We start from the raw sequence: 11,833 nt of genomic DNA, 5'->3' as shown, positions 1-11,833 counted from the left end.
ACGTCTCAACGTCTCAACGTCTGGGTGGGCGGGGCGGGGGTCGGGTCGGGGGTGGCGGGCCGGGACAGCCGGGACAGCAGCAGGCGCTTGTCCGGCTTGCCGCTCGGGGCGAGCGGCGGCTCGGCGATCGCGGTCAGTCGCGCCGGCGCGCACGCCGCGCCCAGCCGGGCGGTCACTAGCGCGCGCAGCGCGGCCAGCTCGGGCGTCCGGCCGGCGGCCGGCACCACGAAGGCGTGCACCGCCTCGCCGGTGTCCTCGTCCGGCACGGCGACCACGTACGCCTCGGCGACGTCCTCGTGCTCGGCGATGACCCGCTCGATCGGGCCCGCGTGGTGCAGGTTCGCGTTGACGATGACGACGTCCCGCGTCCGGCCGGTCAGCCACAGGCGGCCGTCGCCGTCGAGGTGTCCCAGGTCGCGGGTGCGCACCCAGCCGTCGGTGAACACCTCGGCCGACCGCGCCTCCTCGCCCCAGTAGCCCGTGGCCTGGGCCGGGGTGCGGACGAACAGCTCGCCGTCGACGCCCGGCGGGACGGGCGCGCCGTGCGCGTCGCGGACCCGGATCTCGACCGCGGCGGGCGGGACGCCGACCGAGCCGGGCGGGTCGTCCGGGGTGGCCATCGCGATCATGCCCGTCTCGGTCTGGCCGTAGCCGTGGAAGACGACGGGGCCGAGCACGTCGAGCGCCTCGCGGTGCCGGTCCGGCGTCAGGGGCGAGCCGGACACCATCAGCGCGCGCAGCGTCGAGAGGTCGGCCGGGTCGCGGCGTTGCGCGGCGACGAGCCTGGCCAGGCGCGGCACGGTGATGACGCTCGCGGTGGCCCGCAGCCGGGTGATCGCGTCGGGCAGCGTGGGGTCCTCGGCGACGACGACGGTGCCGCCCGCGGCGATCGTCAGCACGGCGTACTCGACCATCACCTGGCTCGCCAGCGAGCCGAACACGAGGTAGCGGTCCAGCCGGGAGGCGAGTTCGCGGATCGCGGGCGGCCAGGCCGCGGGCCGCGCGGCCCACGCGGCGGTCATCGCCGCGTAGGTCTGCGCGCACGCCTTGGGCGTGCCGGTGCTGCCGCTGGTGTGGAGCAGGCGGGCGACGTCGCCGGGCCGTCCCGCCAGCGTGAGGGGCGCGGGCGGCGCCGCGCGCAGCGCGTCGACGGTGAGCGTGGGCGGGCCGTGCGTCGGCGTGCCGCCCGTGCCGGCGTCGGTGGGGGTGCCGGTGGGGGAGCCGGTGATCAGCGCGGCGATGTCGAGGCCGAGGAGGTGACGCAGCTGCGCGTCCGTCAGCCCCGGCCGCAGGCCCACCACGCGGGCCCCCACCGCGTGGGCGGCCAGGATCGTCGCGAACGCCTCCGGCGTGACGCCGAGCCGCAGGGCCACGCCGTCGCCCGGGCGCAGCCCCTCCTCCCGCAGGCCGGTGGCGATCCGGGCGACGAGGTCGAGCAGGTCGCCGCCGGTGAGCGTGCGCGTGCCGTGCTCGAACACGGGCCGGTCGGCGGCGGCGCCGAGCGCGTCGAGCACGGCGCGCGGGAACGGCTCGGCCTCCTCACGCCTGGGCAAGGCGTTCCTTCACGAAGGCGGCGAGCGGCTGGACGTGCACCGTCGGCATGTCCCACTGGTTGTCGAGGTTCTCGGCCAGGTGGTGGGTCGCGGCGAGCGCGCCGTCGCGGTAGTGGCGCACCACCGGGTGCAGGTAGCTGGCGTCCGTCGCGTGGGCCGCGTCGTTCTCCGCGGGGCGGGGCACGGTGATGTCGAACGGGTCGACGGTGTCGTGGTCCGGCCCGTACTCCAGCGTCGTCACGAAGTGGTGCTCGGCCGGGCCGAGTCCGCCGTCCGCGACGTAGTCCACCGGCACCTCCTCGGCGTACCGCGCGGTCCCGCCGGCCACCGTGACGACGTCGCCGAGGACCCCGAACTGCTGCCACAGCGCGGAGGAGCGGTTCACCCTGGCGGTGATCGCCTCGCTGATCGCCTCGGGAGACGCGTCCAGCGCGGTCGTCGGCCACGGCGTGTCGTGGTGGCGCTGGCCGAGGATGTGGTGGAGCGCGCGGGCGCCGTAGCGGAAGCCGTGGATGAAGCCGCTGGTGGACTTCTTGAAGTCGCGGACCTGGGTGAGGGTGCCGGCGAAGTACAGGCCGGGGACCGTGGTCGACTCGTAGGCGGCGGTCTGCTCGGGGAACCGGTCCCTGATGACGAGGGCCGGGCGGCAGCTCTCGTCGAAGACGGAGGCGTCGAAGCGGAACCCGGTGCAGGCGACGATCCGGTCGTAGGCCAGCTCCCGCAGCGCCTCCACCGTGCGCGCGTAGCGGAACAGGACCCGGAACCCGCCGCCGGGACGGGGCTCGATCCGCTCGATGGTGCCGTCCAGGACGGCGTTCTCCGACTTGAGCTGGTAGGTGTCGAGGAAGTTGTTGTTGATCGCGCGCAGGTGCCCGACGAAGTGCGTCTGCCACGCCAGCCGCACCGAGTGCGGGCCCGCGACGTGGATCACCGCGGCGTGTTCCATGAGGGAGTCCGCGGTCTCGAACGCCGAGTTGCCCTTGCCGACGACCAGGACGCGCTGGTCGGTGAAGGACGCCGGGTCGGTGTCGAAGGTGTCGTACTGTTCGACGTGCTCGATGCCGGGGATCGGCGGCACGTACGGCCGCGACACGCCCGTCGCCACGACGAGGCGGGCGGCCCGCCAGGTGCGTCCGCCCTGGTCGGTGACGGCGAACCCGTCGTCGTCGCGGGAGATCCGGGTGACCTCGGTGTCGTAGTGCACCCGGGCCCCGGTGGCCGCGGCGAAGTCGGCGAGGTAGCGGACCATGTCGTCGGCGTCGGGGAAGTACCGCGGGGTGTAGCGGGTGAAGAGCAGCGACGGGTCGTCGGAGAGCAGCGAGTTCCAGTCCATGCGCAACCGCTGCTCGGGGTCCGCGTAGCCGCTGTGTACCTTGTTGATCGAGATCAGGGTGCGGTGGCGGGGGAAGCGGGTGAAGAAGGTGCCTGGCCCCGCGCCCCGTTCGAGGACGGCGTAGTCGCGACCGTCACGTTCGGCCAGGGCGGCGAGCTGTAACCCCGCGGGCCCGGCCCCGATGATCAGATAGTCGTGAGCCATGCGCGGGACGTTACCCACGCGATCTCAGAAGTCTCTGAGATCGCGCCCCTACCGTCGGGAACGTGCCTACGACTCACCCGACCACCGCGCCCGTCGACCTCGGCGTTCCCCTGCGCGGGGACGACCTCCGGCGCGCCGCCGCACCCCTGACCGTTCTCGTCGACCCCGCCCTGCGGGCGCGCCTGGACCGTGGCCGCGCACACCTGCGGTCGGTGCTCGCCGACGACGAGCGACCCGTGTACGGCGCCACCACCGGCTTCGGGGCGCTCGTCGGCTACGCCGGCCGCGCCGACGAGGCCGACCAGTGCGACAACACGCTCGCCCACCTGGGCGCCGGGCAGGGCCCCGACCTGCCCGGCGCCCTCACACGGGCCGCGCTGCTCGTCCGCGCGCGGTCCCTCGCCCAGGGACTCTCCGGCGTCTCGGGGCACGTCGTGGAGGGGCTGGCCGCGATGCTCGCCACCACCCTCGTCCCGGCGGTGCCGCGCTACGGCTCGGTCGGCGCGAGCGGCGACCTCATCCCCCTCGCCTACGCCACCCAGGCCCTGCGCGGCCGCGGCCACGCCTACCTCGACGGCGAACGGCTGCCCGCCGCCGAGGCGCTGCGCCGCGCCGGCCTCGCGCCGCTCGTCCTCGACGGCCGCGACGCGCTGGCGCTGGTCAACGGCACCTCCGTCACCACCGCCGCCACCGCGCTCGCGCTCGACCGCGTCCGCGCCGCCCACCGCGCGCTGTCGGACCTGACCTGCCTGCTGGCCGACGTCCTCGGCTGCGACACGGGGTTCCTCGACCCCCGGCTGATCGCCGCCTACGCCCACCCGGGCGCCGCCACGGTCGCCGAGCGCATGCGCGCCACGATCGCCGGCGCCGTGCCGAGCGGCGAGCGGCCCCTCCAGGAGCCGTACAGCATCCGCTGTTCCCCGCAGCTGCTGGGCGCCGCCGAGGACGCGCTGTGCTACGTCGACGGCGTGGTGGCCGCGGACCTCGCGAGCGTCAGCGACAACCCGCTGTTCTTCCCCGACGACGACCTGGTCGCCCACGGCGGCAACTTCTTCGGCCAGCCCGCCGCGTTCGCCGCCGACGTCCTCGCCATGGTGACGGCGACGCTCGGCAACCTCGCCGAGCGGCAGCTCGACCTGCTCGTCGACCCGACCCGCAACACCGGCCTGCCGCCCATGCTCGCCGCGGGTCCCGGGAGCCAGCACGGGCTCCAGGGCGTGCAGTTGGCCACCACCGCGTTCGTCGCCGAGATCCGGCGCGCCGCCGTACCCGCCAGTACCCAGAGCCTGCCGACGAACCTGCACAACCAGGACGTCGTGCCCCTGGGCACCCAGGCGGCGCTGCGCGCCTACGACCTCGCCGAACTGCTCTGGCTGCTCACCGGCTCACTGGCGCTCGGCCTGCGCCAGGCCGTCCACGTCGGGGGCCGCCGCCCCACGGCGGCCGGCTGCGCGGAGCTGCTCGACGCCCTGGCCGAGGCGATCCCGCCCGTCGACCCCGACCGGCCTCTCGACGCCGACGTCCGCCGCGCCGCCGAACTCGTCACCGGCACCCGGTGCTGACCCGATCCCCGCGCCGCTCCCGTGCGCGGCGATCCCGCGCGCGGTGTGCGCCGCGTACGTGACGGCGCCGCGCGGGGTCGTGCCGTACGGGACGGTGCCGCCCGTCGTGGCGCCGTCCGTCGTGGCGCCACCCGTCGTGGCCCCACCCGTCGTGGGGCCACCCGTCGTGGGGCCGTGCGTCGTGACGCCGGGCTCGGCCAGGGGCAGCCGCAGCGTGAACCGGGCGCCCCGGCCCGGACGGCCACGCGCCGCGACCGTGCCCCCGTGGCTCGTCACGATCTCCCGCAGCAGCGCCAGCCCCAGCCCGAATCGCCGCTCCGACTCGCCGGGCCCCCGGTGGAACCGGTCGAAGATCCGCTCCGCGTCGGCGGGATCGAACCCCTCGCCGGTGTCGGTGACGGTCAGCTCGACGCACCCGTCGTCCCCCGCCTCGAGGCCCACCGTGACCCGCCCGCCCGCGGGGGTGTGACGCACCGCGTTCGCCAGCAGCTCGTCGACGACCCGCCGCAACGCGGTCTCGACGCCCGCGACGACCAGCGGTCCCGTGGGCCGTTCCACGGCCAGCGCGACCCCGCACTCGTCCGCCCGTTCCGTCTCCGCCGCCACCGCGGTCTCCGCGACGGCGGCCAGATCGACCGCACGGCCACCGGGGCCCCTGGGCCCCTCCGTCAGCCGCGCCGACAGCAGGAGGTCGTCGACCACGTCCCCGATCTCGCGAATCGTGCCGGCGAGCCTCGTCAGGCCGTCCCGGTGCTCGGCCGGAAGGTCGGCCGAGGCGGCGCGGCGCGCCAGCAGCTGCACGCGGGTGTGCGCCCGCGCGAGCGGCGAGCGCAGCTCGTGGCTCGCGTCGGTGACGAACCGGCGCTGCCTCGCCAGCGCCTCCGCCAGCGGCGCGACCGTGCGCGCGCCGACGACCAGCCCCGTCACGATCGCGGCGAGCAGGCCGCCGACCTCCGCCACCGCCAGCGCCACCAGGAGGTGCCGCCGGTCGGCGATCTGGTAGCGCGCGTCGAACACCGCCTGCACCGTGCTGCCGTCCGCCCGCGGCAGGGTGAGCACCAGGTACTCCGTGCCGTCGCGCCGCACGGTGCGCTTCCGCTCCTCGCCCGAGGCCCGCACCTCGGCCAGGTCCCCGCGGAGCGGGAACCCCCTGGGCGGCGCCAGCACCCCGCCGTCCACCTGGTCGCCCTCCAGGGTGAACAGCCAGGTGCACCCGGGGGGCGCGGCCGGCGTCCCGTTCGCGGCGTTGTACCGCAGCTCGCGCTCCGCCTGCTCGTTCTGCGCGTGCGTCATCACCGTGTACGCGATCCCGCCGACGACCAGGACCAGGGCGGTGATCGCCAGCGCCACCAGGGCGCTGACCCGCAGCCGCGCCCGCCAGACCACCGCCCGCTCCGCCTCGGCCCACGAACGGCTCACAGCGTCCCCAACCGGTAGCCGAGCCCCGGCACGGTCTGCACCACCGAGCGGCCGAGCTTGGCCCGCAGGTAGTACACGTAGGTGTCGACGATCGACGCCGCGGACGCGTCACGGAACACCGCGCGCCGCAGGGCCGCCCGCGTGTGCACCGTGCTCGCGTGGGTCGCCAGCACCCGCAACAGCGCGAACTCCCGCGCCGACAGCGGCACGTGCTCACCGCTGGGCAGCACGGCCTCCCGCTGCACGACGTTCAGGTGCCCGGCGCCGATGGGCAGCGCGTCGGTCAACTCCACCGCCCGCCGGCACAACGCGCGTAGCCGCGCGCTCAGCTCGTCCAGGTCGAACGGCTTCACGAGGTAGTCGTCCGCGCCGGCGTCGAGGCCGTCGACCCGGTCGTGCACGCTGTCCAGCCCGGTCAGCATCAACGCCCGCGCCCGCACGGCCCGTGCCCGCAGCCGCACCAGGAGGGCCAGGCCGTCGAGGGCGGGAAGCCTGCGGTCGATGATCACCACGTCGTACCGGCGCGTGAGCCCGAGGTGCAGTCCGCGCTGCCCGTCCAGCGCCACGTCCACGGCGTAGCCCTCGTCGCGCAGCGCGCAGGAGAGTAACTCCACCAGCTCGTCGTCGTCCTCGACCAGCAGCACCCGGAAACGGTCGACCCGTGGGGATCTCGTCGCGCCCTGCACACTCATGACTCTCCACTCCCGCGCAGCGGTCGATATGAGGTGTCCGTGAGCCCAGCGGGGCTCGAGGTGTCTTGCGAGCCGCGATTAGTGTAAATCTAAACAACTCTGGGGCGTCAGTGGCTGATCCGGTGGCGATTTCCGCACCGTTTCGTTGCGGACGCCGCCGACACCCCCCAACCACCCCACGAGCCGTTTCCGCTCGGCCGCTGACGGCGAACGAGGACGCGACGGTTCGTCGGCCACACCGCGTCGGCTCGAACCGGCCCCGTTCCGCGGAGGATCGGTGTCTGGGACGCTTGGACCGACCGCGGCTCCAGGCCGGTGTCGTGGCTCCCTCTCTGTCTTGCCGTGAGCCAGGGGCTGCCGTACGTTCCCTCCCAGGACACACCCGAGGCGACAGGACGTGCGCGCGATCAGGCTGCCGAGAACCGGAGGAACGATGAAGAAAGTGCTCGTGCTCGTCGGTGACGCGGCCGAGGAGCTTGACGCGATGTACCCGATCTTCCGCATGCGCGAGGCGGGATACCAGGTGGACGTCGCGGCGTTGACGCGTCGGGACGTGCAGCTGGTGATCCACGACTTCGACCCGGAGTCGGACGCCTACACGGAGAAGAACGGGCGCAGGCTTCCCGTCGACCTGGCCTTCTCGGAGGTCGATCCGACGGAGTACGCGGGCCTGGTCATTCCCGGTGGTCGTGCCCCTGAGTACATCCGCCTCGACGCCGACGTCCGTCGCATCACGGAGTACTTCTTCGCCCAGGACCTGCCCGTGGGCACGGTGTGTCACGGGCCGCAGGTGCCGGCGGTCTACGGCCTCCTGAAGGGGCGCAGGACCGCCGCGTTCGGGCCCCTGGCCGGTGACATGGAGAACGCCGGCGCGACGGTCGTCGACGCGCCCGACGTCGTCGACGGGAACATGGTCTCCTGCCGGGGCTGGCCGGATCTGCCGGAGTGGTCGCGGGCGTTCGTGTCGGTCCTGGAGCGCTCCAGCGCCTCCGCCTGACCGCTGTGGGGTGAGCCTTCCGATGAGTGGTGCACGCCCGGACGTCGCGAGGACGAGGCTCCCCGACATCGAGGAGCGGACGGTCCGGGGCGCCGGGCGGGAGACCTTCGTGCGCGAGGCGGGTTCCGGCCCGGCCGTCGTCCTGCTGCACGGCTCAGGACCGGGCACCACGGGCGCGGCCTGGGAGCGGCTCATGGCCGCGATGGCGCCCGACTTCCGCGTCATCGCGCCCGACTTCGTCGGCTTCGGTCGGAGCAGGCTGCTCCCGGGCGCGGAGTCCGACGGGACGCACCCCTACGGCCGTCGCGTGTGGACGGCGCAGGTCCTGGAGCTCCTGGACGAGCTGGCGCTGGACCGCTGCGCCGTCGTTGGCAACTCCATGGGCGGCGCCATCGCCCTGTCGGTGGCCCATGCCCGGCCGCGGACGGTCACCCGGCTGGTCGGGATCGGTACCCTCGGGCTCGACATGCCGCTGCCACCGGGCCTGGACCAGCTCTGGTCGTACCGGCCCGGGCGCGCGGCGGCCCGTGAGCTCCTCGAACTGCTGCACGTCGACGAGGCGTTCCGCACCGACGAGGCCGTCGAGGCGCGCCTGACCGCGACGCTCGAGCCGGGACCGCGCCAGGCGTTCGCCGCCATGTTCCCGCCGCCGCGTGAGCGATGGGTCCGTGACCTCGCGCTGACCCCCGACGAGCTGGCGCGGATCCGGGTGCCCACGCTCCTGGTACACGGCGCGGAGGACCGCGTCGTGCCGCTGGAGGACAGCGCCCTGCGGCTGCTCCACCTGCTGCCCGACGTGAGGGCGCACGTCTTCGGGGCGTGCGGGCACGCCTCGCCGGTCGAACGGCCGACGGAGCTGCACCGGCTCCTGACGGACTTCCTGGGGAAGCCGTAGACGACGTCGCGAGACGACGTCGCGAGCGTGGTGCGCGAGGTCGACGCGGTGGCCGCTTCGTGCCGGCCGAGCACGAGATCGCCGTCACCACCGCCGCTGTTCCGCCGCCCGGCGCCTGGCCCACAGGGGAGGCGGCCGACGACGAGGACGGCGGACCGCCCCGCAGGGACGGTCGTTCTGGTCGTTACTCGGCCTGCAGGACGAAGAACAGAAAGGACAGGAAGCGCGGCATGGCCGCGATGGCCTCGGGAAACAGCTCGCGCGCGGCGGGATCGGGATCCGGCTCGCTGATGACCGTGATCCGGAAACCGGCCCGGGTGAACGCCTCGATCGTCGCGTGCAGCGGCCTGTGCCAGCGGCTCACCAGAGCGGTCTGGTCGCCTATGGTCCACTCCACGGTCCACTGGGTGGTGTCGAAGTAGTCGCACTCGGCCTCGCGGCCGGCCTCGCGGTGGATGAGGTTGACGGCGAAGGGATGGTCGACGGAAGCGATCACCCGACCGCCGGGCTTGAGTACGCGTCGCAGCTCGGCCAGAGCGGGCCCCCAGTCCTCCAGGTAGTGCAGCACCAGGGACGCGACGACGTCGTCGAACGTGTCATCAGGGTAGGGAAGCGGGTCGCCGAGGTCCGTCACCTGGAGGTCCGCGCCGTCGCCGAGCCGCCGCCGGGCCAGCTCCAGCATCCCGGCGCTCGAGTCGAAGCCACTCACGAGGGCGCCACGGTCGCGCAGCGCGGCGAACAGGAGCCCCGATCCGCAGCCGGCGTCGAGGATCCGCCGCCCGGCCACGTCTCCGGCGAGGGCCAGCATCGCGGGACGCTCGTAGTAGGCGTTGACCAGGTTGGTCTCGTTCACGGCCGTGTACGCCTCGGCGAAGCTGTCGTAGTCGTTGACCTTCGGCGGATCCACACCCGCCGCGGGTGGCGAGGCCAGCCTGACGGACATCACGTGCTCCTGGTGCTCGCTGGAGATCATGGTGCGGGAGACGTGTGCCGCACCAGTTCGGTTCCTGCCGCGGCCGGCTGCCGCGCAGCGTCGTCGTACGGGTCGATCTCCTCCACCCCGGAGTCCTCTCCCCGTCCGCGGGGCACGCCGGTGCGGCGGGAACCTCCCGGGGCACAGGCCGATGCCGCGAGCACGAGGCCCCGGGCCGGGTTTGTTCCCACAGGCGAACCGCCGCACCTGGCAGACGCTGCCCCCCACCCTCAGCCGCCCGGGAGCGCGCCGGCGGAATCCGGGACCGGCCCGCGCCCGCTTGGGAGGAAAGGGAACGGGCGGCGTTCCGCACGGTCTTCGACCGGCCGGAGCGCGAGGCGTGCTCGTCCCGCGGCGGCCCGGGCGGGGTGGTGCAGGTGCGTGGCCAGGGCCCGACCGCCGCCGGGTTCGGGCACCGTTCCGGCCGGGCCGGCGCCGTCCGGGGTCCTGTGCGGCTTCTCTCCCAGCCGCTGTTCGTGCGTGGGCCTGGCTACGGCGTGCCGGTGAGATTGCCCAGCACCTGGCGGTGCTGCTCCGGGGACAGCGGGCCGACGGGCAGGGGATGCGCGGCTTCGGTGCGGAGGCCGTCGAGCAGGAAGGCGACGCCGCGGCGCCAGGCGTCCGGCGCGGTGTGCCTGGCGGCGCGGGCGAGCAGGGCGTTGGAGCTGAAGAGGAAGAGCAGATCCTCGCGGGTGAAGTCCGTGCGGAGGGAGCCGGCGCGCTGGGCGCGCTCGATGACGCGCGCGGCGGCGGCGAGGGTGCGGTCGCAGAGGGCCATGAGTCGCGCGGCGCCGGGGTAGCGGCCGGTGACCACGTCGCCGATCGCGGGTTCGGTGGCCTGCAGCTCGCACACCTTCTCGACGTAGTACGCGAATCCGTCCCAGGCGTCGTCACGGGCCAGGGCCTGCTCGGCGGTCTCGTCGAGGCGGGAGGCCGCCAGGTCGACCGCCACCTCGTCGATGAGCGCCTCGCGGGTGCCGAAGAGGTTGTACAGGGTGCCGTGGCTCACGCCGGCGCGGCGGGCGATCTCCTTCAGGGGCGCCTGGAGGCCGCGCTCGCGGAACACCTCGGCGGCGGCTGCTCGCAGCTTCTCCGCGTTGCGTTGCGCGTCGGCCCGCATCCGGTGTTCCTCCTGGTCCGATGGGTCCGGCCGTGGTCACATCCCGCGACGACGGCGAACATGACCGCTGGGTCAAGTTGGGTGTTAGACTCGAAGTCTAACTTGACACAGAGGTCAAAATATCGCCCCCGTGACGATGGGAACAACCATGTCCGATTCGCCTCTCCACGAGGTCACGGCAGCGCCGCCCGCCGAGACCGCTGCCGACGTCCCCGACCCGGTGGCCGGAGACGGTCCCGGGACGGACCCCGGTCCGGCCGCGCCCCTCACGAGCCTGGGCTCGGACAACGCGCCCGTCTGCGCGGACGGGGTGTGCGCCCTGTGAGCACGCTGCGCGTCGACATCTGGTCCGACATCGTCTGCCCGTGGTGCTACATCGGCAAGCGGCGCCTGGAGTCGGCGCTCGGCCGGTTCGAACACGCCGACGAGGTGGAGGTGCACTGGCACAGCTTCCAGCTCGACCCCTCCCACCCCAAGGGGCAGCGCCGACCTGTCCTCGAGGCGCTGGCGGAGAAGACGGGAGCCTCGCCGGCCGAGGTGCGGGCGATGATCGGCAAGGTCACCGACCTCGCCGCCGCGGAGGGCCTGACGTACGAGCTGACGCGGGCCGTCGCGGTCAACACGATCGACGCGCACCGACTGAGCCACCTCGCCGCCGCCCACGGACTGGGCGGGCCGATGCACGAAAGGCTGCTCCGCGCCCACCTGTGTGAGGCCGAGGTCGTCGACGACCCCGACACGCTGGTGCGACTCGGCGCCGAGGTCGGCGTCCCCGAGGACGAGACACGGCGGATGCTGGACGGTGACACGTACGCGGACGCGGTGCGCGCGGACTTCGACGCGGGACGCCGCTTCGGCGCCACCGGCGTGCCGTTCTTCGTCCTGAACCGCGCCTACGGCGTCTCCGGCGCGCAGCCGTCCGACACCTTCCTCCACGCACTACGCACCGCCCACGCCAACCCCACCCCGGCGAACCGCTGACCCGGCGACCCAGCCGAGACCGCCGCCACCGGCTCCTTCGTGGTGACATCCCGCCTGCCGTGAGGGGCAGGCTCCGACGTGACCTTGGCCGATGCCTGCGAGGC

The 11,833-nt window shown here is 74.1% G+C and carries 10 protein-coding genes and 1 pseudogene; 5 read left to right on the top strand and 6 right to left on the bottom strand.

Annotation, left to right across the window (positions count from 1 at the left end):
* Positions 1-5: 5 nt before the first annotated feature.
* Positions 6-1,553 carry a class I adenylate-forming enzyme family protein gene (locus ACTWP5_RS02340; RefSeq protein ID WP_443218974.1) on the bottom strand — a complete coding sequence of 516 codons (1,548 nt, stop codon included), beginning with the start codon at positions 1,551-1,553 and terminating at the stop codon, positions 6-8.
* On the bottom strand, positions 1,540-3,090 hold the full coding sequence (locus ACTWP5_RS02335) for an FAD-dependent oxidoreductase (protein WP_443218973.1): 1,551 nt from the start codon (positions 3,088-3,090) through the stop codon (positions 1,540-1,542). Before ACTWP5_RS02335 ends, ACTWP5_RS02340 begins: the two co-directional genes overlap by 14 nt.
* 62 nt (positions 3,091-3,152) lie before the next feature.
* On the opposite strand from ACTWP5_RS02335, the gene ACTWP5_RS02330 reads away from it, so the two are divergent.
* Positions 3,153-4,652, top strand: coding sequence for an aromatic amino acid ammonia-lyase (locus tag ACTWP5_RS02330; protein ID WP_443218972.1), 1,500 nt, complete (start codon positions 3,153-3,155; stop codon positions 4,650-4,652).
* 255 nt (positions 4,653-4,907) lie between these two features.
* Here ACTWP5_RS02330 and ACTWP5_RS02325 read toward each other — a convergent pair.
* Positions 4,908-5,945, bottom strand: a pseudogene (locus tag ACTWP5_RS02325) (sensor histidine kinase); the annotation flags it as partial.
* Positions 5,946-6,067: 122 nt separating this feature from the next.
* Positions 6,068-6,763, bottom strand: a complete 696-nt coding sequence (locus ACTWP5_RS02320) for a response regulator transcription factor (protein ID WP_443218971.1) — start codon at positions 6,761-6,763, stop codon at positions 6,068-6,070.
* A gap of 433 nt (positions 6,764-7,196) precedes the next feature.
* On the opposite strand from ACTWP5_RS02320, the gene ACTWP5_RS02315 reads away from it, so the two are divergent.
* Positions 7,197-7,760 (top strand): DJ-1/PfpI family protein, encoded by a 564-nt coding sequence (locus ACTWP5_RS02315; protein WP_443218970.1) that lies wholly within the window; start codon positions 7,197-7,199, stop codon positions 7,758-7,760.
* Between the two features lie 22 nt (positions 7,761-7,782).
* Positions 7,783-8,655 (top strand): alpha/beta fold hydrolase, encoded by an 873-nt coding sequence (locus tag ACTWP5_RS02310; protein ID WP_443218969.1) that lies wholly within the window; start codon positions 7,783-7,785, stop codon positions 8,653-8,655.
* 184 nt (positions 8,656-8,839) lie between these two features.
* On the opposite strand, the gene ACTWP5_RS02305 is transcribed toward ACTWP5_RS02310, so the two are convergent.
* Entirely contained in the window at positions 8,840-9,628 is a 789-nt protein-coding gene (locus ACTWP5_RS02305) for a class I SAM-dependent methyltransferase (RefSeq protein WP_443218968.1), read from the bottom strand.
* Positions 9,629-10,118: 490 nt separating this feature from the next.
* Positions 10,119-10,748 carry a TetR/AcrR family transcriptional regulator gene (locus tag ACTWP5_RS02300; RefSeq protein ID WP_443218967.1) on the bottom strand — a complete coding sequence of 210 codons (630 nt, stop codon included), beginning with the start codon at positions 10,746-10,748 and terminating at the stop codon, positions 10,119-10,121.
* A 148-nt stretch (positions 10,749-10,896) separates the two neighbouring features.
* On the opposite strand from ACTWP5_RS02300, the gene ACTWP5_RS02295 reads away from it, so the two are divergent.
* Together ACTWP5_RS02295 and ACTWP5_RS02290 are read left to right on the top strand one after the other, a co-directional pair.
* Entirely contained in the window at positions 10,897-11,073 is a 177-nt protein-coding gene (locus tag ACTWP5_RS02295) for a hypothetical protein (RefSeq protein ID WP_443218966.1), read from the top strand.
* On the top strand, positions 11,070-11,729 hold the full coding sequence (locus tag ACTWP5_RS02290) for a DsbA family oxidoreductase (RefSeq protein WP_443218965.1): 660 nt from the start codon (positions 11,070-11,072) through the stop codon (positions 11,727-11,729). The genes ACTWP5_RS02295 and ACTWP5_RS02290 overlap by 4 nt, the downstream gene beginning before the upstream one ends.
* Positions 11,730-11,833 lie beyond the last annotated feature (104 nt).

It is taken from the genome of Streptomyces sp. 4N509B (assembly GCF_052245655.1).
Classification (GTDB): domain Bacteria; phylum Actinomycetota; class Actinomycetes; order Streptomycetales; family Streptomycetaceae; genus Streptomyces.
The sequence above is the reverse complement of the archived record's forward strand: the minus strand, read 5'-3'. Positions and strand labels throughout refer to the sequence as shown.